The organism is Leifsonia shinshuensis (assembly GCF_013410375.1).
Lineage (GTDB): Bacteria > Actinomycetota > Actinomycetes > Actinomycetales > Microbacteriaceae > Leifsonia > Leifsonia shinshuensis.
Map to the genome: position 1 here is coordinate 1,308,854 of NZ_JACCFL010000001.1, position 21,434 is coordinate 1,330,287.

18 protein-coding genes are annotated in these 21,434 nt (G+C 68.8%); 17 read left to right on the forward strand and 1 reads right to left on the reverse strand.

The window, feature by feature from the left end:
• Positions 1-45: 45 nt before the first annotated feature.
• The 15 genes from HNR13_RS06365 to HNR13_RS06435 all read left to right on the forward strand — a co-directional run bounded on the left by HNR13_RS06365 (position 46) and on the right by HNR13_RS06435 (position 19,229).
• The gene (locus tag HNR13_RS06365) at positions 46-3,921 is read left to right on the forward strand and encodes a DNA-directed RNA polymerase subunit beta' (protein WP_179604979.1); all 3,876 of its coding nucleotides are present in this window, start codon (positions 46-48) and stop codon (positions 3,919-3,921) included.
• A gap of 83 nt (positions 3,922-4,004) precedes the next feature.
• Positions 4,005-4,235, forward strand: coding sequence for a hypothetical protein (locus tag HNR13_RS06370; protein WP_179604980.1), 231 nt, complete (start codon positions 4,005-4,007; stop codon positions 4,233-4,235).
• Between the two features lie 179 nt (positions 4,236-4,414).
• Complete coding sequence (locus HNR13_RS06375) at positions 4,415-6,076, forward strand: GspE/PulE family protein (protein ID WP_343063480.1); 1,662 nt, start codon at positions 4,415-4,417, stop codon at positions 6,074-6,076.
• Between the two features lie 8 nt (positions 6,077-6,084).
• The gene (locus HNR13_RS06380) at positions 6,085-7,821 is read left to right on the forward strand and encodes a type IV pilus twitching motility protein PilT (protein WP_281369277.1); all 1,737 of its coding nucleotides are present in this window, start codon (positions 6,085-6,087) and stop codon (positions 7,819-7,821) included.
• Positions 7,821-9,050: a type II secretion system F family protein gene (locus HNR13_RS06385; protein ID WP_179604981.1), complete on the forward strand. Its 1,230-nt coding sequence runs from the start codon at positions 7,821-7,823 to the stop codon at positions 9,048-9,050. The genes HNR13_RS06380 and HNR13_RS06385 overlap by 1 nt, the downstream gene beginning before the upstream one ends.
• A gap of 288 nt (positions 9,051-9,338) precedes the next feature.
• A complete protein-coding gene (locus HNR13_RS21855) occupies positions 9,339-9,779 on the forward strand; it encodes a type IV pilin protein (protein ID WP_281369278.1) in 441 nt (146 codons plus the stop codon).
• Between the two features lie 113 nt (positions 9,780-9,892).
• Positions 9,893-11,293, forward strand: a complete 1,401-nt coding sequence (locus HNR13_RS06395) for a type IV pilus modification PilV family protein (RefSeq protein WP_179604982.1) — start codon at positions 9,893-9,895, stop codon at positions 11,291-11,293.
• Positions 11,290-11,973 (forward strand): PulJ/GspJ family protein, encoded by a 684-nt coding sequence (locus HNR13_RS06400; protein ID WP_179604983.1) that lies wholly within the window; start codon positions 11,290-11,292, stop codon positions 11,971-11,973. The genes HNR13_RS06395 and HNR13_RS06400 overlap by 4 nt, the downstream gene beginning before the upstream one ends.
• On the forward strand, positions 11,970-13,865 hold the full coding sequence (locus tag HNR13_RS06405) for a hypothetical protein (protein ID WP_218881184.1): 1,896 nt from the start codon (positions 11,970-11,972) through the stop codon (positions 13,863-13,865). The genes HNR13_RS06400 and HNR13_RS06405 overlap by 4 nt, the downstream gene beginning before the upstream one ends.
• Complete coding sequence (locus HNR13_RS06410; RefSeq protein ID WP_179604984.1) at positions 13,862-14,707, forward strand: prepilin peptidase; 846 nt, start codon at positions 13,862-13,864, stop codon at positions 14,705-14,707. Before HNR13_RS06405 ends, HNR13_RS06410 begins: the two co-directional genes overlap by 4 nt.
• A gap of 42 nt (positions 14,708-14,749) precedes the next feature.
• Entirely contained in the window at positions 14,750-15,799 is a 1,050-nt protein-coding gene (pilM, locus tag HNR13_RS06415) for a type IV pilus assembly protein PilM (protein ID WP_179604985.1), read from the forward strand.
• On the forward strand, positions 15,796-16,692 hold the full coding sequence (locus HNR13_RS06420) for a hypothetical protein (protein WP_179604986.1): 897 nt from the start codon (positions 15,796-15,798) through the stop codon (positions 16,690-16,692). The genes pilM and HNR13_RS06420 overlap by 4 nt, the downstream gene beginning before the upstream one ends.
• Before the next feature lie 5 nt (positions 16,693-16,697).
• Positions 16,698-17,420: a type IV pilus inner membrane component PilO gene (locus HNR13_RS06425; RefSeq protein WP_179604987.1), complete on the forward strand. Its 723-nt coding sequence runs from the start codon at positions 16,698-16,700 to the stop codon at positions 17,418-17,420.
• 99 nt (positions 17,421-17,519) lie between these two features.
• On the forward strand, positions 17,520-18,692 hold the full coding sequence (locus HNR13_RS06430; protein ID WP_179604988.1) for a hypothetical protein: 1,173 nt from the start codon (positions 17,520-17,522) through the stop codon (positions 18,690-18,692).
• Positions 18,693-18,737: 45 nt separating this feature from the next.
• Positions 18,738-19,229 carry a DUF6121 family protein gene (locus tag HNR13_RS06435; protein ID WP_179604989.1) on the forward strand — a complete coding sequence of 164 codons (492 nt, stop codon included), beginning with the start codon at positions 18,738-18,740 and terminating at the stop codon, positions 19,227-19,229.
• 47 nt (positions 19,230-19,276) lie between these two features.
• Here the strand turns inward: HNR13_RS06435 and HNR13_RS06440 are convergent, their stop codons facing one another.
• The gene (locus HNR13_RS06440) at positions 19,277-20,089 is read right to left on the reverse strand and encodes a WecB/TagA/CpsF family glycosyltransferase (protein WP_179604990.1); all 813 of its coding nucleotides are present in this window, start codon (positions 20,087-20,089) and stop codon (positions 19,277-19,279) included.
• A gap of 471 nt (positions 20,090-20,560) precedes the next feature.
• Between HNR13_RS06440 and rpsL the strand changes: the two genes are divergently transcribed.
• Positions 20,561-20,935, forward strand: coding sequence for a 30S ribosomal protein S12 (gene rpsL, locus HNR13_RS06445; RefSeq protein ID WP_055913929.1), 375 nt, complete (start codon positions 20,561-20,563; stop codon positions 20,933-20,935).
• On the forward strand, positions 20,935-21,405 hold the full coding sequence (rpsG, locus tag HNR13_RS06450) for a 30S ribosomal protein S7 (RefSeq protein ID WP_179604991.1): 471 nt from the start codon (positions 20,935-20,937) through the stop codon (positions 21,403-21,405). The genes rpsL and rpsG overlap by 1 nt, the downstream gene beginning before the upstream one ends.
• Positions 21,406-21,434 lie beyond the last annotated feature (29 nt).

The window sequence follows — 21,434 nt, forward strand, 5'->3', positions numbered from 1 at the left end:
TAGCCAGACCCAACTGACGAATCTTCTATAGGAGAGAGTGAAACATTGCTCGACGCAACAACTTTCGATGAGCTGCGTATCGGCCTGGCCACCGCTGACGACATCCGTCGCTGGAGCTACGGCGAGGTCAAGAAGCCGGAGACCATCAACTACCGCACGCTGAAGCCCGAGAAGGACGGCCTCTTCGGAGAGCAGATCTTCGGCCCGTCCCGCGACTGGGAGTGCTCGTGCGGCAAGTACAAGCGCGTCCGGTTCAAGGGCATCGTGTGCGAGCGCTGCGGCGTGGAGGTCACCAAGTCCTCCGTCCGCCGTGAGCGCATGGGCCACATCGAGCTCGCCGCGCCGGTCACGCACATCTGGTACTTCAAGGGTGTGCCCAGCCGCCTCGGCTACCTGCTCGACATGGCGCCGAAGGACCTCGAGAAGGTCATCTACTTCGCCGCCTACATGGTGATCGAGGTCGACGAGGACGGCCGTCACGCCGACCTCCCGGGCCTCGAGAACGAGCTGCGCCTGGAGATCAAGACGCTGGCCGACCAGCGCGACGCCCGCGTCGCCGAGCGTCTGCAGCGCCTGGAGACCGATCTCGCCGCCCTCGAGGAGGAAGGTGCCAAGGCCGACCAGAAGCGTCGCGTCAAGGACACCTCCGAGAAGGAGATGGGCCAGATCCGCAAGTCCTACGACGAGGACATCGCCCGCCTCGAGCGCGTGTGGGAGTCGTTCCGCACCCTCAAGGTCGGCGACCTCAAGCCGGAGGACGCGGACTTCAACGAGCTCGTGGACCGCTACGGCCTGTACTTCGAGGCGTTCATGGGCGCCGAGGCGATCAAGCGTCGCCTGCAGGCGTTCGACCTGAGCGCCGAGGCGGAGCTGCTCCGCGAGCAGATCGCCAACGGCAAGGGCCAGAAGAAGATCCGCGCCATCAAGCGCCTGCGCGTGGTGTCGTCCTTCCTGGCGACCGGCAACTCGCCGGCCGCGATGGTCCTGGACGTCGTCCCGGTCATCCCGCCGGAGCTGCGCCCGATGGTCCAGCTCGACGGTGGCCGCTTCGCGACCTCCGACCTGAACGACCTCTACCGTCGTGTGATCAACCGCAACAACCGTCTCCGCCGCCTGCTCGACCTCGGCGCCCCCGAGATCATCGTGAACAACGAGAAGCGCATGCTGCAGGAGGCCGTCGACGCGCTGTTCGACAACGGCCGCCGCGGCCGCCCGGTCACGGGCACCGGCAACCGCGCGCTCAAGTCCCTCAGCGACATGCTGAAGGGCAAGCAGGGCCGGTTCCGCCAGAACCTGCTCGGCAAGCGCGTGGACTACTCGGGCCGTTCGGTCATCATCGTGGGTCCGCAGCTCAAGCTGCACCAGTGCGGTCTGCCCAAGCAGATGGCGCTGGAGCTGTTCAAGCCGTTCGTGATCAAGCGCCTGATCGACCTGAGCCACGCTCAGAACATCAAGGCCGCCAAGCGCATGGTGGAGCGTTCGCGCCCGCAGGTCTGGGACGTCCTCGAGGAGATCATCCGCGAGCGCCCGGTCCTCCTGAACCGCGCTCCCACCCTGCACCGTCTCGGCATCCAGGCCTTCGAGCCGCAGCTCGTCGAGGGCAAGGCCATCCAGCTCCACCCGCTGGTGTGCGCCGCCTTCAACGCGGACTTCGACGGCGACCAGATGGCCGTGCACCTGCCCCTGTCGGTGGAGGCCCAGGCCGAGGCCCGCATCCTGATGCTCGCCTCGAACAACATCCTGAAGCCGTCCGACGGCCGCCCGGTCACCCTGCCCTCGCAGGACATGATCATCGGTCTGCACCACCTCACCACCGTCCGCGAGGGCGCCGTGGGCGAGGGTCGCGCGTTCTCCTCGGTCTCCGAGGCGATCCTCGCGAAGGACCAGGGCACGCTGCACCTCAACGCCAAGGTCAAGATCCGCCTGGACGACTACGTGCCGTCCGACGCGGCCGACACCGGAACGCAGCCCACCACCGCGATCGTGGAGACCACCCTCGGCCGCGCCCTCTTCAACGAGGCGCTGCCGGCGGACTACCCGTACGTGGAGGAGGTCGCCGACAAGGGCCAGATCTCGTCGATCGTCAACGCCCTGGCGGAGCGCTACCCCAAGGTGGAGGTCGCGGCGGCGCTCGACCGGATCAAGGACGCCGGCTTCTACTGGGGCACCCGCTCGGGCGTCACGGTGTCGCTGAGCGACATCCTGACCCCGCCGAACAAGGCGCAGATCGTGGCCGGCTACGAGAAGAAGGCCGCGAAGATCACGGCGGAGTTCGAGAAGGGTCTCACGACCGACCTCGAGCGTCGCCAGGAGCTGGTGAAGATCTGGACCGAGGCGACCAACGAGGTGGCCGAGGCCATGCGCGCCAACTTCCCGGTCGACAACACCATCAACCGCATGGTCACCTCGGGCGCCCGTGGTAACTGGCTGCAGGTGCGCAACATCGCCGGTATGCGTGGTCTGGTGAACAACCCGAAGGGTGAGATCATCCCCCGTCCGATCATCTCCTCGTACCGCGAGGGGCTGTCGGTGGCGGAGTACTTCATCGCGACGCACGGTGCCCGTAAGGGTCTGGCCGACACGGCCCTCCGTACGGCCGACTCGGGCTACCTGACCCGTCGTCTGGTGGACGTCTCGCAGGATGTCATCATCCGCGAGGACGACTGCGGCACGACCAAGGGCCTCGACCTGCCGATCGCGACCGTCGACGCCGAGGGCGTGCTCACGCGCGACCCGAACGTCGAGAACTCGGTGTTCGCCCGCACGCTCGCGGCCGACGCCGTGGGCTCGAACGGCGACGTCGTGGCGAAGGCCGGCGAGGACGTGGGCGACGTGCTCATCGACAAGCTGGTCGCCGCCGGCGTGACCGACATCAAGGTCCGCTCGGTGCTCACCTGCGAGTCGGCGGTCGGCGTCTGCGCCGCCTGCTACGGCCGTTCGCTCGCGACCGGCAAGCTGGTGGACATCGGCGAGGCGGTCGGCATCATCGCCGCCCAGTCGATCGGTGAGCCCGGAACGCAGCTGACGATGCGTACCTTCCACACCGGTGGTTCGGCCTCCGCGGACGACATCACCCAGGGTCTGCCGCGCGTGCAGGAGCTGTTCGAGGCGCGTACCCCCAAGGGTGCGTCCCCGATCGCCGAGGCCGCCGGCCGCATCGTCATCGAGGAGACGGACAAGTCCCGCAAGGTCATCCTGACCCCGGACAACGGCGACGAGCCGCACGTCTACCCGGTGCTGAAGCGCTCGACCCTCCTGGTGGAGGACGGCCAGCACGTCGAGCTCGGCCAGCAGCTGATCGTCGGCACCGTCGACCCGAAGGAGGTCCTCCGGGTGAAGGGCGTCCGCGAGGTGCAGAAGCACCTGGTGGGCGGCGTCCAGGGCGTCTACCGCTCGCAGGGCGTGCCGATCCACGACAAGCACATCGAGGTCATCGTCCGTCAGATGCTCCGCAAGGTCACCGTCGTCGACCACGGCGACACCGACCTGCTCCCGGGTGAGCTCGTCGACCGCTCGCGGTACAACGAGATCAACCGTGCGGCGCTGACCGAGGGCAAGAAGACGGCGTCCGCCCGTCAGGAGGTCATGGGTATCACCAAGGCCTCGCTGGCGACCGAGTCGTGGCTGTCGGCCGCGTCCTTCCAGGAGACCACCCGCGTCCTGACGCAGGCGGCGATGGAGGGCAAGTCCGACCCGCTGATCGGTCTCAAGGAGAACGTCATCATCGGTAAGCTCATCCCGGCCGGCACGGGCCTGTCCCGCTACCGGAACGTCTCGGTGGAGGCGACGGAGGAGGCCAAGGCGGAGCGGTACCCCAACCGCATCTTCGCCGACGACTCCGCGTTCAGCGAGAACGACCTGAGCTTCGTCGACTTCGACAGCTTCAGCTCGGACGACTACACCCCGGGCACCTACAACTAAGGTTCCCCGCACGATCGAAGGCCCCCGGCGTCTGCCGGGGGCCTTCGTCGTTCCCCGGGCGACGCATACGGGACAATAGAGGGGTGTGGAGACAGCTTCTGGAGTACACCGACACCGTCGGCCGCTCGATGGTCGGCTTCGCGGCGGTGGCGCTCGTCGTCGCCGTGGTGAGCTTCGTCGTCGGCATCGTCCAGGCCGTCTCAGGCCACGCCGCAGGCACTCTCCCGTTCTGGATGACGACGATGGGTTGCGCGGTGCTCGCCGGCGTCCTCGTCTACCTCGCGAGCCGCCGGGGCGACCTCCGGCGGCGGTGAGAACCACACCCTGAGGCGCTGGCCCCCTTTAATGGGGCACCCGCAAGCGGGACTGTTGAGCGGACTTCAGCGGCCGTTACTGTGACAGGGCTTCGCCCCGCCCGGAGACTCGCCCGGGCGACGGCGGCGCTCTGCCGTCTACCCGAGGCCGGCAGGACCCCTATCCGAGGAGGTCCCCCGTGGCGTCCATGACCGAGATCCTCATCTTGCACGGCCATCTCCCGATCGAGTACCTCGACCGGGTCGAGACCGAGCCGAACTCCGATGAAGCCGTCGTCCGCGATCTGCTGGGCCGCGGTGCGATCACGCCTGCGCAGCTCGCGCGCGCCCGCGCGGCGCTCGCGGGCCTGCCGTTCGTCGAGCTCGCCGACTATCCCGTCGATCGCGCCGCGGTCGGCTTGATCCCCGGTGCGATCTGCCGCCGCCACACTGTGCTGCCGGTGGGCGTCGTGGACGGTTCGGTCATCCTGGCGATGGCCGACCCCGGGAACGTCTTCGCGATCGACGACGTCCGCGCCGCCGCCCGGATGAGCGTGACCCCGCTCGTCGCGGAGGAGTCCGACCTCCTCACCGCGATCGACCGCCACATCCGCGCCGACGACGAGCTCAGCGACCTCACCACCACGCTCGAGGAGGAGTCCGCTCCCGCCGAGGATCAGAGTCTGCTGACGGAGACGGACGACGAGGCGCCGATCGTACGGTTTGTGAACCTGCTCGTGAGCCAGGCCATCCAGGACCACGCCTCCGACATCCACATCGAGCCGGCGGAGCACGACGTGCGGGTCCGCTATCGCATCGACGGCGTGCTGCACGCGATGCAGAGCGCGCCCAAGGCCATCCAGAACGGTGTCATCTCGCGGCTGAAGATCATGAGCGACATCGACATCGCCGAGCGCCGCAAGCCGCAGGACGGCCGCATGTCGGTGGTGCACGGCGGCCGCCAGATCGACCTGCGCGTCGCCACACTCCCGACGGTGTGGGGCGAGAAGGTCGTCATGCGGATCCTGGACAACACGAACACCGGGATGACGCTCACGGACCTCAATCTGCTCGAGCGCAACTTCGAGACCTACAAGGCGTCCTACTCGAAGCCGTACGGGATGATCCTGGTCACCGGCCCGACCGGCTCGGGCAAGTCGACCACCCTGTACACGACGCTGAATGCTGTCGCCCGGCCGGAGATCAACGTGATCACGGTCGAGGACCCGGTGGAGTACCGGATGCACGGCATCAACCAGGTGCAGGTGAACCCGAAGGCGGGCCTCACGTTCGCGAGCGCGCTGCGGAGCATCCTCCGCAGCGACCCCGACGTGGTGCTCCTGGGCGAGATCCGCGACCACGAGACCGCCCAGATCGCCATCGAGGCGTCGCTGACGGGCCACCTCGTACTCTCGACCCTGCACACCAACGACGCGCCCAGCGCAGTCACCCGGCTCACCGAGATGGACATCGAGCCGTTCCTGGTCGGCTCCGCCCTCGACTGCGTGGTCGCCCAGCGCCTCGCCCGCCGGCTGTGCGACCGCTGCAAGAAGCCGGGGACGTACACGCACGACGATCTGCGGAGGATGCGGTTCGAGGTTCCGGACGAGCAATTGCCGCCGGTCTTCGTTCCCGCGGGCTGCCCGGCCTGCTCGAACACGGGGTACCGGGGTCGCATCGCGGTGCACGAGGTCATGGCGGTGACGGAGGAGATCGAGCGCCTCACCGTCGATCGTGCCTCCAGCGCCGACATCGGCCGGGTCGCCCGCGCGCAGGGGATGCTGACCCTGCGCGAGGACGGCTGGGAGAAGGTCAAGCGCGGCATGACGTCCGTCGAAGAGATCCTGAGAGTGGTCGCCTAGGAGGGCCGATGACAACGAACGACGAGAGCTGGGGCGGGTTCCCGCCGCCGAGCGAGAAGCCGATGTACGAGATCCCGGTGACGCCGCCAGGTGCGTCGGCGGCCGGCTGGGCTCCCGGTGCCGGTGTGCCGTTGATGCCCCCGTCGCCGTCCTTCTCGGCGTTCGAGGCCCCGGCCTACCCGGCGCCCGCGTACGAACCTCCCACCGGCGCCGCACAGCCGGTGGCGTATGAGCCGCCGGCGGCGTACGAGCCGCCAGCGGCGTACGAGCCGCCGGTGGCGTACGAGCCGCCCGCCGCATACGAGCAGCCGGGCGCGTACGACCCGCCGCCCTACATCCCGCCGGCCGTGTCGGCCGCCGCCCCGCAGCCCGCGTACGACCCGCCGACATCGTCCTCCGTCGTCTGGTCGCTCGACTCCGGTCCTGACCAGACCCCGGCAGTCACTGAGGCGCACGACCCCGTTCGCCGGCTGATCCCCGAAGGCCGCCGTGCCGCCACCCCGACGCCGGACTTCCAGATCATCGAGCCGGTCGCGAGCCGGCCGGAGATCCCCGAAATCGACGAGACGCTCACCCAGCCCGAGCGGGAAGCACTCGAGAAGGCCGACAAAGACCTGATCGCAGCCCTCCACGAGGTCGTCTTCCAGAAGGCCTCCGACCTCCACGTCACCGTGGGTGCGCCTCCGACCATCCGTGTCGACGGCGGACTGCGGCCCGCGGCGAGCACCGAGCCGTGGAACCACGACCGCACGAGAAAGGCGCTGATGAGCCTGCTGGACGAACGGCAGTTGCAGATCTTCGAGCGCGAGCACGAGCTCGATTTCGCGTTCACGATCTCGGCCAACTCCCGTTTCCGCGTCAACCTCTACCAGCAGCGCGGCTCGTACGGTGGGGCGTTCCGCCTCATCCCGACGGAGATCAAGCAGCTCTCCGCCCTGGGGGTGCCCGATGCCGTCGGCCAATTCTCGCAGCTTCCGCGCGGTCTGGTCCTCGTCACCGGCCCGACCGGCTCCGGCAAGTCGACGACGCTCGCCGCGCTCATCGACCTGGTCAACAGCACGCGCTCGGACCACATCGTGACGGTCGAGGACCCGATCGAGTTCATGCACGAGCACAAGAAATCGATCGTGAACCAGCGGGAGGTCGGGCACGACACCCACAGCTTCGCGAACGCCCTCAAGCACGTGTTGCGCCAAGACCCCGACGTCATTCTCATCGGCGAGCTCCGCGACCTGGAGACGATCTCGGTCGCGCTGACCGCCGCCGAGACCGGCCACCTGGTGTTCGCGACGCTGCACACGCAGGACGCGCCGCAGACCATCGACCGCGTCATCGACGTCTTCCCGCCGCATCAGCAGGACCAGGTGCGCGCCCAGCTGGCGGGCACCCTGCAGGGCGTCGTCTCGCAGACGCTCATCAAGCGCGCCAACGGCAAGGGCCGTGTTGTGGCCACGGAGATCCTGATGATGACGCCAGCCATCGCGAACGTCATCCGCGAGGGCAAGACGTATCAGATCGCCTCCATGATGCAGGCCGGACGCGAGTCGGGCATGCGCACGATGGACCAGCACCTGGCCGACCTGGTCAACTCGGGCGTCATCACGCGGCACGCCGCAGTGGAGAAGGCTCATGACGTGGAGGGCCTCAACCGCCTCATCCAGCGCGTCGAATCGCCTGCGGAGTCGTCGGTCATGTCGAGCGGCCCGGACTTCGGCGACAGCTACTCCGGGACGGTGGTGCGCTGATGCCGGTCACCACCCCGTACAACTACAAAGGTCGCGACGCCGACGGCAAGGTCGTCAAGGGCCGCGTCGACGCCTCCAGCGAGGCCGCTGTCGCCTCTCGCCTGCGCACCATGGGCCTCTCGCCCGTCGCCATCACAGAGGCCGCGGCCGGCACCGGCCTGAACCGGGAGATCAAGTTCGGCGGCGGCTCGGGGGTCAAACTCAAGGACCTCGCGATCATGAGCCGCCAGATGGCGACCATGATCGGCGCAGGCCTGTCCCTGCTGCGCACGCTGAACATCCTCGCCGAGCAGTCCGCCAACAAGAAGCTGCAGACCGTCCTGGGCGACGTGCGCGATCAGGTCGAAGCCGGCACTGCGGTCTCGGAGGCGATGCGCAAGCACGCGATCGTCTTCCCTCCGCTCATGATCAACATGGTCCGCGCGGGGGAGACCGGCGGCTTCCTCGACGGTGCTCTGGAGGCGGTGGCCGACAACTTCGAGAAGGAGGTGAAGCTCCGCGGCGCGATCAAGTCGGCGATGACCTACCCGGTCATCGTGCTGATCATGTCGCTGGTCGGCGTCCTGGCGATGCTGATCTTCATCGTGCCGATCTTCGAGAAGATGTTCACCGGGCTGGGCAAACAGCTCCCGGCGCCCACAGAACTGCTCGTGATCATCTCCCACCAGATGGTGTGGATAGCGCCGCTCATCGCCGTCGTCGCCATCGCCTTCGCGATCTGGTGGCCGCGCCACAAGAACGACGAGAACGTCCGTCGCCGGCTCGATCCGTTCAAGCTCCGGATGCCCGTATTCGGCGCCCTGATCAAGAAGATCGCGATCGCGCGGTTCAGCCGGAACTTCGCGAACATGATCTCCGCGGGTGTGCCGATCCTGCAGGCCCTGAGGATCGTGGGGGAGACCAGCGGCAACTGGGTGATAGAGAACTCGCTCGTGGAGGTCGCCGAGGGCGTGCGCCAGGGCGAGTCGATCGCGACGCCGCTGAGTAAGCAGACGGTGTTCCCGGCGATGGTCACCCAGATGGTGGCGGTCGGCGAGGACGCCGGCTCGCTGGACACCATGCTCGACAAGATCGCCGACTTCTACGAGGCGGAAGTCGAGTCCACCACCGAGCAGCTCACCTCGCTCATCGAGCCGCTCATGATCGCCTTCTTGGGCGTCGTGATCGGCGGCATGGTCGTCGCCCTGTACCTTCCCATCTTCGGGATCGCGGGCGCCGTCGGGAGCTGATCCAGGCAATTCCACCGGCAAGCGGCATCCGGCCCGGATGCCGCTGTTCGAGCGCGCCGCGGACCCGGATCGTGCTGGCGGCCGAGCTGGTCCGACAGGACGTATGGTCTGGCCCTCCGGTGAGGCACAAATAGCACAATGCTCCCCAGTTCTGGGGTAGGAAACGCCCACAAAACCCCTGCAACGGGGGATATTTCTCCGAACTTGCTGGCAAATATGGTCATCCCCGAGGCGGCAATCTCGCAGTCGCCCACCCCCGCACCATCACCCGACCGATTGGACACAGAAATGTACTTCCGTCTCATGGGCAAGCTCAACGCTCGCCGTCAGGGGCTGCTCGAGGAGGACGAGAAGGGCTTCACCCTGATCGAGCTCCTCGTGGTGGTCATCATCATCGGCATCCTCGCCGCCATCGCCATCCCGATCTACATTGGGGTCCAGAACAACGCCAAGGACGCCAGCGTCAAGTCGGACCTCGCCTCCGCGAAGACGGCGGTCGTCGCGTACTACACCGACCTGGGACCAAACGCCGGAACCCCGACGTTCGACAATGTCGCCCCGACGGGCCTGCAGAAGTATGGCTTCACCTTGAGCCCGGGAAACACCGGGCCGACTTTCGGAACGGTGGCCCCGAACTCGACCGCCTTCTGCATCCAGATCACCAGCGCCACCGGCAACAAGTTCAAGATCGACCAGGCGAACGGCGCGGCCCTCGGTACCTGCCCGTAAGTCTCAGTCACGTCTGACAGCGGGGCGCTGCCACCAGGCGGCGCCCCGCTTCCGCACTCTCGCGGACCCTGATCCACCAACCACCCCCGGACCCGAACAAGGGAGGTGAACCCATGATCCGCTTCAACACCCGTCCCCGTCACGAAACCCGCGAACAGGGGTTCACTCTCATCGAGGTACTCGTCGCCATGATGGTCTTCGGTCTCCTCTCGGTTCTCGTCGCCTACCTGCTGACCAGCGCGATGACCATCACGCGCTCGAATCGGTCGAGCGAGGTCGCAGCCAACCTGGCAGCGCAAGCCATCGACCAGGCCCGCTCCTCCACCGACGTCTTCAGCGTCCTCAGCGGGGTCACCACGACCACGGTCGACGGCACCACCTACACCGTAACCAGGTCCGCGGGCTGGCTGACCAACGCCGGCACCGCGTCCGACTGCGGCACCTCCGGCCTGCTGCAGAATAAGACCCTCAACGTCGCCGTCACCTGGTCCGGGATGAGCGCAGGCGCCAGTCCGGTGCAGGCGAGCACTCTGCTCGCCCCGGCCGGCCCGATCAACGACCCGACGACCGGTACGATCATCGTCCACGTCCGCAACGCCGCCGGCGTGGGAGTGGCCGGCATTCCGATCGGCATCGCCGTCGACAGCACGATCACGCCGAACACCGCCACCACGGTCAGCCCCGCTCCACCCGCGACCGATGTCGACGGCTGCAGCTACGTGCTCAAGGTCGTCCCCGGCTCCTACGTGGTGACCATCGGCGCCACGGGCGACGGCCGGATCAGCGGGGACCAGCAGCAGCCGCTCAAGCTGAGCGTCCCGGTGACCGCCGGGCAGTCCTCGGTGCTCGACAAGCAGTACGACACCGCGGCGACGCCGAAGCTCACCCTCGCGCCGGGCTCGCCGGCGACCACGATGTTCCCGACGAACCTCACGGTGACCTACGTCCCTCAGGGGGACGCCTACACCGCGCAGGTCACCATGACCACTAGCGGCGGTGTCACCACCACGAGCACGCCGCTGTTCCCGTACTCGTCCGGCTACCAGGCGTTCGCAGGGACCTCCGTGCCGGTCGGGCCCGCCGGGGGCGGGGCCGCGATCTGTCTCTCGGTGGACCCGGCAGCGTGGACCATTCCGAACGCCAGCGGCAACGTCGGTGTGCGATCGGATCCGATCATCGGCGTCACCGCCGGATCGACCGGAACCGTGACGATGAAGCTGGTCACCGTGACCGGGATCTCCGGCCGCTGGCTGGTCGCTGTCAGCGCAGCGGCCGCGGCGACGGTCGGAGACCCCGGTTGCGCGACAGGCATGTCGATGGCCTTCGCGAAGGCCGCCACGAATTCCGTCACGCTCGCGTTGCCGTACGGCAGCTGGAAACTGTATTCGCTCGCCAACAAGACCGACACCGTTTCCACGTCACCCGTCGTCGCCTCCACGAGCATCACGCTTCCGGCAGGCAGCCCGGCCTTCACCGCCGGTAACATCTTCACGCTCGATCCGAGGGCGCCATGATCCGGTTGGCGCGCCTCCTCCGGATCCGCGCCGCGCAGACGCGCGACGCAGGCCTCACGCTGATCGAGCTGCTGGTCGCGATCGCCCTGACCACTGTCGTTACGGCGCTGGCCGTATCGCTGTTCGCAACCGCCACACACACGGTCAGCCTGTCGCAGTCGATCGACGGCGGCACGCGGCAGGCCGCCAACGGCATGAACCAGGTGGCGCGGATGATCCGCGCGGCGACGCCCGATCCGCTCACCAACCCGGTGGTGGGCGGTCAGCAGAGCGACCCGGCGATCATCACGGCCAGCGCGAAGCTGATCACGTTCTACGCGTACGTGAACCTGAGCGGAGGGGAGTCCCCGGTCATGGTCACCTACGACGCCACGACCGGGACCCTGGTGGAGAAGCAGTACCCCGCGACCACCACGGTGGCGGGGGTCAACGGCAACTGGACCTTCTCGTCGACGTACACCCAGCGGTCGCTCTGCAACTCGATCCCGTCGACCACCACCGTGTTCCGCTACTTCGACAAGACGGGCGCCGAACTCCTCCCCGCGAACCTGGTCACCTGGCAAGCCCGCGCCACGATCGCGTCGGTGCAGGTCACCATCACCATCCAGCCGACCGGAGCGGCCAACGCCGTGACGCTGACCAACACGATCGGCATGGCCAACATCGGATCGGGGTCGTGATGATCGCACTCCTGCACCGGCGCCTCCGCCGGCTCCGCGCGACCCGCGACCGCGGCGTCGCCCTGGCGATGGTCGTCGGCATCGCTGCCGTCCTGCTCCTCCTCGTCGCGACGACGATGTCGTTCGCGGTCTCCGGCCTGGTCCGCTCGAACCACGACTCCGACTGGGATGCTGCGATGTCGGCCGCCTTCGCCGGCATCGGCGAGTACCAGGGCAGGCTCACCAACGACCCCAGCTACCAGCAGTACGGAAACCCGAGCTCGCCCTTCACCATCGCGAACAACTCGCAGGGCACGGTGACCCTGCCCACCGGGGCGAACGCCAACCCGGCCTTCGGGATCACCGCAGGAGGATCCTGGGCGACGGTCCCGCTCACCGACGGCTTGCCCGCCAACGCGTCGTTCCGCTACGAGGTCGACAACTCCAAGTACGCGAGCAATGGCATCCTGCACATCCGCGCCACGGGAAAGGTCGACAATGTCACCCGCAGCGTCGTCGCGAACATCAAGCAGACCGGCTTCACCAACTACGTCTACTTCACCGACTACGAAGAGCTCGACCCCGCGCTGAACAGCGGCAACTGCCCCAAGGCGTATGCCTGGTCGGGCACCAGCCGCCCGGCGACCTGCCTCATCAACTTCATCGCCGGTGACACCTTCGACGGCCAGGTGCACTCGAACGACACCCTGAACATCTGCGGCGGAACGTTCAAGCAGAAGGTTACGACGGCCAATCCCAACCGCAACTCGTCCGGCAACCTGTACACGCAGACGAACTGCTCCGGCACGCCGGTGTTCAACGCGGGCGCGCCGCAGAACTCGGCGCTCATCACGATGCCGCCGCCTCAGGCGCAGCTCGATCAGGTCCGCACGGACATCCCGGCCAAGGTGCCGGTGCCGGGCTGCCTCTACACCGGCCCGACGAAGATCACCTTCTCGGTGTCCGGCGGCACGGGTTACATGAACGTCATCTCGCCGTGGACGAAGTACACGGAGCTCAACCCGACCGGCTCGTCGCCCTTCGGATCGAAGCCTGCGTTCTGCGGCACGCCCGGCTCTCCCACGGGCACGGCCGCGGCGAACGCCGGCACGCTCGCGGACACGACCAACGGGCAGACCATCGCGATCGGATCCTCCTCTCAGATCTTCAACAACCTCGTCTATGTGCAGAGCGTGCCGACCAACTCGACGGATCCCAACTACTGGGCCAGCTCCGCGTCGCCGATCAACAACACCTTGAAGTGCGTCGGCGCGGACGGCACGAGCACGGGCAACGGCCTGGGCTACCCGATCGCCAACGAGATCGTCTCCACCTATTCGCCGTACAGCTGCTCCGCCGGCGATGTCTTCGTCCAGGGCACCATGCACAGCGCGATGACGATCAACGCCGACCACTTCGCCTGGATCACCGGCAAGCTCGTCTACAGCGATCCGGCGAACGACATGCTCGGGCTGGTCGGCGCCGGGGCGGTCTGGGTCTGGGACCCGCAGGTCTGCACGAACCCCACGCCGTTCCCCACCAGGACCAATACGACCTGTTCCTCGAGCAAGGACTATCTGACCTGGGAGGCCACGTCCAGCAGCGGCAACTGCGCGCGCACGATCAACGCGGCGATCCTGTCGAACTTCCACAGCTTCGAGGTGCAGAACTACTCGTCGGCCTCGTATGCCGGCTACCTCTGCGTCACCGGCTCGATCGCTCAGGAGTACCGCGGACCGGTCGGCACCGGCGGCTCGGGTACCACCGGCTTCCTGAAGAGGTACAGCTACGACACCCGGCTGCTCAACTCGCCGCCGCCCAAGTTCCCGACTCCGCGGACCACGTCCTACACCGTGGCCACCGAGATCGAGGTCAAGACCGCCTTCTCATCGACGGGAGCGCCGCTCTCATGACGCTCGCGGTCTTCGCCCTCGCCCTCGGCTTCGTCGTCGTCTTCGGCGCCCTGATCGGCTCGTTCCTCAACGTCGTCGTGTACCGCGTGCCCGCGGGGCGCTCGATCGTGTCCCCGCCGAGCGCGTGCGGCAGTTGCGGCACCGAGATCAAGCCGTACGACAACGTCCCCGTCCTCTCCTGGCTGGTGCTGCGCGGTCGCTGCCGGTCCTGTCGCGGCGCCATCTCCGTGCGCTATCCGCTGGTGGAGGCCGCGACCGGCGTCGCGTTCGCCGTCGTCGCATGGTGGTTCTGGGCCGGCCCGCAAGCGCCCGCCGAGCCCACAGGCGCCGCGCTCGCCGCCGGTGTGCTCGAGGTCGTCGCCTACCTGTACCTCGCGGCGATCAGCATCGCGCTCGCTCTGATCGACCTCGACACCCACCGCCTCCCGAACACGATCGTCCTGCCGTCCTACCTGGTCGGCGCCGCGCTGCTCGGCACGGCGTCGGCGCTCACCGGAGACTGGGGCGCGCTGCTCGGCGCGGCGATCGGCGGCGCCGTGCTCTACGGGGGCTACCTGCTCCTCGCGCTCGTGTACCCGGGGGGAATGGGCTTCGGCGACGTCAAGCTCGCGGGCGTCCTCGGCGTCTTCCTCGGCTACCTCGGGTGGGGGCCGCTCATCATCGGCGGCTTCGCGCCGTTCGTCCTCGGTGGGGTCTTCGCGCTCGTGCTCCTCGCCGCCCGCCGCGCCCGAAAGGGCAGCGGCATCCCCTTCGGCCCCTGGATGCTGGCCGGAGCCTGGCTCGGCGTCCTCGCCGGCCCCACGATCTGGAACGCCTACCTGGCGCTCCTCGGACTCGCCTGACGGCGACACGGCACAGAACCATCTGAAGAAAGGGAGGACCGCATGGCACGCAGCATCGTCGGCATCGACATCGGCAGCACGTCCATCCGCGCTGTGGAGCTCGGTGATCCGCACAAGCCCAGACCCACCCTCCTGCGCCACTTCGAAGTGCCGTTGCCCGACGGTGCGGCCAGCCGCGGGGAGGTCCTCGAACCCAACACGGTCGCCGCGAGCCTGCGCCGGCTCTGGCAGCAGGGCGGCTTCAAGAGCAAGGAGGTCGTGCTCGGCATGGGCAACCAGCGCGTGCTCGCACGCGACCTGACCGTGCCGAGCATGTCGCGGCTCCGCATCCGCGAGAGCCTGCCGTTCCATGTGCAAGACATGCTGCCGGTTCCCGTCGCCGACGCCCTCCTCGACTTCTACCCGGTCTCCGAGGAGGTCGGCGACAGCGGTCCGGTCACCAACGGCCTGCTGGTCGCCGCGGTCAAGGAGGCCGTGCTCGGCAACGTGAAGGCCGTCACGCTCGCCGGTCTCACCGCGGTCGACGTCGACCTTCTGCCGTTCGCGGTGTCGCGCGCTCTGGTCACCCGCACCGGCCGGCTGGGCACCGTGGCCCTCATCGACATCGGCGCCAACACGACGAGCGTGGTCGTCCTGACCAATAACATCCCGCAGTTCGTGCGCATCATACCGGCCGGCGGGGCCGAGCTCACGCAGGCGCTGCGCGCCGGGCTGGAGGTCGAACCGGGGGAGGCGGAGCGGATCAAGGCGACCATCGGGCTCGCCAAGCAGGTCTCGAGCCCGCAGGAGCACCAGGCGGTGGAGATCATCTACCGGGTCACGGGCGAGCTCCTGACCAGCCTTCGCAACACGGTCAGCTACTTCATCAACACCCGCCCCACCACTCCGGTGGACCACGTCCTCCTCACCGGCGGCGGCGCCCAGCTTCCCGGGCTCGCCGACGCGTTGAGCGAGATGACCCGGCTGCCCGTCGCTGTCGGGGACCCCTTCCACGCCGTCGTGCTGTCGCGTCACCTCGACGCGACGGTCCTGCGGATGAAAAGGTCGACGCTCTCCGCGGCGGTCGGCCTCGCACTCGGGAGCGCAGCATGAGCATCACCGCACGGCGTACGAACGACGCCGACGACACCGACGAAGGCGCGCCGAAGCGCGGCGCCCGCGCCAAGGGCGGCGCGTCGCCGTCCAAGGCCGCAAAGCCACCACGCGAGCCGAAGGCGGCGAAAGCCCCGAAGGGTCGCGCTTCGACGACCGAGCCGAAGAAGGCGAAGCCGCAGAAGCCACCGAAGGGGACGACGGCGGCCGCGGCTCCGAAGGGATCTGTCGCCTCGGCGGCGCGGCACGAGAGCGCGGGCGTCGGCATGGAGCCGCGCGTCGATCTTCTGCCGCCGGAAGTCCGAGCGGAACGACGCAACGCGCGCACCCGCCGGGGCTTCGGCTGGGGCGTGCTGGCAGTGGTGCTCGTGGTGCTGATCGCCGCAGGCGGCGCATTCAGCCTGAATGTGGTCTCGCAGGCCGCCTTGCTCACCGCCCGCGGCGATACCGCATCCCTGCTCGCACAGCAGGCGCGGTACGCGCCCGTTCGCGACCTGCAGAAGCAGGTCGCGCTCGCGCAAGCCGCGCAGCAGGCCGGCGCGTCCACCGAGATCGACTGGAAGGCCTTCCTCGACAAGGTCGGGGCCGCTCAGCCGTCCGGCCTGAGCCTGGCCACGGTCGCGGTGGACTCGATCGCGCCGACGGCGATCTACCAGCAGTCGACCGACCCGCTCCAGGGTCCGCGCGTCGGCACCGTCACCGTCGTCGGGAACAGCGCCGCGCTGCCGAACGTCCCGGCGTGGGTCGCCGCGCTGCAGAAGATCCCCGGCGTCGTCGACGTCGTCCCCGGCACCGTCACCCTGGACGAAGCCAAGAACGTCTACAAGGCCACGGTGACCATCCATGTTTCCGAGAGCCTCTACACCAAGCGCTTCGCGCCGAAGGGCAAGTGAGAACGATGGACAAGACCCGTCTCTGGATCATCGGCTCCGTGCTGGCGATGGTCGTCGTCGCAGTCCTCGGCTGGGTGGTCGCCATTCAGCCGGAGCTCGACCAGTCGGCCGCCGCAGCCGCGCAGACGCTGCAGGTCGACAGCGCCAACGCGACCAGCCAGGTGGCTCTGAACAAGCTCAAGAAGGACAGCGAAGGGCTGTCCGCGCTCAAATCCCAACTCGCCGCCATCGGCGTCTCCGTCCCCTCGGAGGCGCAGGCGCCGGCGTTCCTCGACGAGCTCGGCGCCCTCGCCGCCGCGAACGGCGTGACGGTCACGGCGTCGCAGATCGCGGATGCGCAAGGATTCGTCCCGCCCGCGAACCCGGCGGCGCCCGCGCCGGCGGCGACCACCGCCGGGAGCGGATCCACAGCCACGCCGACCCCATCGCCGTCGGCCGCAGCGGCGCCGACGCCGGCCCCTGTGCCCACGGCGGTGCCCGGGATGCCGCCCGCCGTCAGCACGCTCGTCACGAAGGACGACTTCACCGTCGTTCCGGTCTCCATCACCGTCCGTGGCGACTACGCGAACATCGTGGCGTTCGTCGGCGCCGCGCAAAAAGGCCAACGACTCTTCCTGGTGAACGGCCTCAACGTCGGGCCGGCCGCGAATGGCCCGGGCTTCGACGGCAAGGTGAGCGGCTTCATCTACGTGCTCAACGCGGGAACGGCGGTCACTCCCTCCAAGTAGCCGCGCTCCCGCGCCACCTCCCTCGCCCCGCCGTACCCCGTTGCTACAGTGGGCACCACATCAAAGGGTGCCCACCCGGGCGCAGCGAGGAGTGCCAGCATGAGCGACACGACACCCGAACCCGCCGAGAAGCGGGAGGACGCGGAGTCGGCCGAACCTGCCACCCCGCCCGCGACCGCGCCGGCCGAGTCGGCCGCCGCCGAGCCCGCGCCGCACGCCGAGTCCGCGGTGGAGGCCGCCCCCATCGAACCGCCGGCGACCGCCGGCGAACCGCGCGACACGGATCCGGATATGGAGGTGCCGCCGTCCGCGCCGGTGTCTGCCCGCGGTCATCTGAACCGGTCCGCCGATGAGAACGCCGCCGAAGTGCCCGAGACCGGCGCCCGACCCCAGCCGGCCGCAGCGATCGAGCCCGAGCCCGTGACCTCCTCGCCGGACGACGTCGCCGCCGCCGTCGCGCGGTCGTCCGCGGAACCCGGCGCCACCGCCGCCGGTGACGCGACCGTCGACACCGCCTCCCCGGCGCAGTCGGCCGCGCCCGTCATCATCGCGGGGGAGGCCGCCCAGCAGGCGACCGCCCAGCAGGCCCAGCAGTCCCAGCAGCCCGCCGCCCAGCCCGGCGAGGCCACCGCGGCCCCGGTTGCGCCCGCGCAGACCCCGCCGCCGCCCTTCATCCCGCAGCCGGTCGCGCCGATCTTCCTGCAGCGGCCCGAACCGCCCAAGCGCAAGAGCAATCGCGGCGTCGGCATCCTTATCGCCCTCGTCGGGACCGTCGCGTTCGCCGTGCTGTGGGCCGTCGCCGTGGTGGTCGTCGGCGCGATGCTGACGCCGAGCAGCGAGTTCCTGCCCGTGCTCACCCAGTACTTCACGTCCCAGTACTCCGGCTGGGCGCCCATCGTGGCGTTCTTCGTCGGGATGGTCGTGCTCATCCAGATCATCAACCGGGCGCGCTGGTGGGCGTACATCCTCGGCGGACTCTTCGTCGCCGTCTTCGTCTACCTCGTCTACATCGGCGCCGGCCTCGTCGACGCCCACTTCTGGCAGCGCAACGCGGACGAGCAGTCGCTCGTGCTGAGCCGCGCGTGGGTCAACCCGTTCGCCGTCCTCGCCGGCGTCATCGCCCGCGAGATGTCGGTCTGGACGGGCGCCTGGCTCGCCGGGCGCGGGCGCAAGCTGAAGGCGCGCAACGCGGAGGCGCAGGCCGACTACGAGCAGCAGCTCGCCGACGCCCAGAACCAGGCCGCCAACGCGTACGCTCAGCAGGGGTACTGACCGTCAGCGACCCGTCCCACCCGGACCCGATCCGAGGGAGCTCCCATGCGTGAGGAGCGCGCCTACGCGGTCATCGTCGCGTGCTTCGCGGCGGGGCTGTACCTCGCCGTCCTCGTCGCCGCGTTCGGCCTGCTCTCGCTCGCGACCGACACCGAGGTGATCGCGGACCCGTCCGCCGGGCCGCTGGTCGGACCGGTCATGACGGGCGCCGCGGTGGCGGTGCTGCTCGCCCTCCTGATCGTCACGGGGACCCGTGTGCCCGGCGACCAGCAGCGGATCGCGCCGCTCACGGCCCTCGGCGCCGGCATCGCCTGCTACCTCGCCTACTGCGTCGCCGGGGGAGTGGCCGGCGCGTTCGCCACCGGCGACGTCCTCCACTTCGTCCTCTTCGCGGCGGGCCAGCTCGGCAGCCTGTACGCGATCACGACCGGACTGGCCGCTTTCCTGATCACGCTGCTCTACCAGCTCGTGCTCGTCGGCCGCTTCCGCCAGCGCGGGAGGCCGCGCTGGCCCTGGGAGCGGCCGGACGACGAGTAAGGGTGCATGACCCGAAACGGGACGGATCAGCGGGGAGCCCGCCGAGGTCAGGCCGGCGCCTGATCGGGAGCCGACGCGGACGCAGCAGCAGGGGCTGCCGCGGCCTGCGGGGCGCGGAACCGCTCGGCCAGCGCGACGGGGATCATCCCGACCAGCCAGGGCAGGTCCTGCAGCAGGTACCGCTTCACCAGGCGCGACGGGTCCTGGCCCATCCGCCATACCCACTCCAGCCCGAGGCGCTGCAGCAGGCGGGGCGCCCGCGGGAACTGCCCGGTGTTCATCTGCGCGGCGGCCCCAGCCCCGATGAAGACGATGCCGTCGTCCCCGTGCCTCCGGCGGAGCTCGAGGATGAGGTGCTCCTGCTTCGGGAAGCCGAGGCAGACGAACAGCACATCCGGCCGGACCCGTTCGATGAACGCGCTCGCCGCGTCGACCAGCTCGGGGCTGCCGGGTTCCGCGAACGGGAGGTCGGCGCCGTGGACGTGGTCGTGCCTGCGCGCCCGGTAGAACGCCTCCGCCTCCACGGCGGCGGCCCCGACGATCCCGATCCGCAGGCCCTCGGAGCGGGGATGCTCGATGACACCGTTCATCAGGTCCGTGCCGGTGACGCGCGGGAAGCGCCCCTTGCCCGCGATGCGCAGCAGCCAGGTGAGCGGGACGCCGTCCACGGTCCAGAACGACGTCTGCTCCTCCAGCTCCGGGAGGCCGACCGTGCGCAAGTGGCGGGTGATGGAGACGTTGGAGGTCACGACAATCCCGCCGTCCGCGCGCGCCAGGTCGAGGACGTGACGGCTGGACGCGTCCTGGTCGGCGCGGTCGAGCTTGAGGCCGCCGATGACGGCGCGTTCGAAGGTCTGCATGGCTGCCTCTCGCAGGGCTCGTGGAGCGGACGATCCGGCAAGAGTGGCATAGATATAGTGGATGTCAGACGCGAACGGCCAAGGGGCGCGGACGGGGCGCGCTCGGATCACCTCGGAATTCACCGTGCGTAGCGCGATTCCGCCCTGCGCGGACAGGGCGCTAGCATGCCCTCGCTCATTTGACCGCCCACCGCGCGGACGATAGTATTTATCGGGTGTGCGCTCTGTCGTGCGCTTGCTCCATGCCCGGTTTCAGGACCGGGCGAGGGAGCAGGCGGACCGGCACGTACTCATCCGATGGGCGAGGGAACCGCACGGAACCCACGCCCCCACGGCATATCGGCAGAACGGCGGCATGTCCGCCATCGGTCCGATACTCCTCACCCCCGGAACGACCCGCGAAGCGGGTGGATCGGGGTGCGGGGAAAAAGCAACAACTGTCACCGTGCAGTCCATATAAGGAGAAGTTCAGTGCCAACCATTCAGCAGTTGGTTCGGAAGGGCCGGACGCCGAAGGTCACCAAGACCAAGGCCCCCGCCCTGAAGTCCAACCCCCAGCAGCGCGGCGTGTGCACCCGTGTCTACACCACCACCCCCAAGAAGCCGAACTCGGCGCTCCGCAAGGTCGCCCGCGTCAAGCTCTCGAACGGGACCGAGGTCACCGCGTACATCCCCGGTGAGGGCCACAACCTGCAGGAGCACTCGATGGTGCTCGTCCGCGGCGGCCGTGTGAAGGACCTGCCCGGCGTTCGTTACAAGATCGTCCGCGGCGCCCTGGACACCCAGGCCGTCAAGAACCGCAAGCAGGCTCGCAGCCGCTACGGCGCGAAGATGGAGAAGAAGTAATGCCTCGCAAGGGTCCCGCTCCGAAGCGCCCCGTCGTCGCCGACCCGGTGTACGGCTCGCCGGTCGTCAGCCAGCTCGTCAACAAGATCCTCCTCGACGGCAAGAAGGGCCTCGCCGAGCGCATCGTCTACGACGCGCTCGAGGGCGTCTCGACCAAGTCCGGCCAGGACGCGGTCGCCACGCTCAAGAAGGCGCTCGACAACATCCGCCCGACCCTCGAGGTCCGCAGCCGCCGCGTCGGCGGCTCGACCTACCAGGTGCCGGTCGAGGTCAAGCCGCACCGCGCCAACACCCTGGCGCTGCGCTGGCTCACCAGCTACGCCAAGGGCCGTCGCGAGAAGACGATGACCGAGCGTCTCACCAACGAGATCCTCGACGCCTCCAACGGTCTGGGCGCCGCTGTCAAGCGCCGCGAGGACACGCACAAGATGGCCGAGTCGAACAAGGCCTTCGCCCACTACCGCTGGTAACACTTTTCGTCGTCCGGGCGTTGCACTCG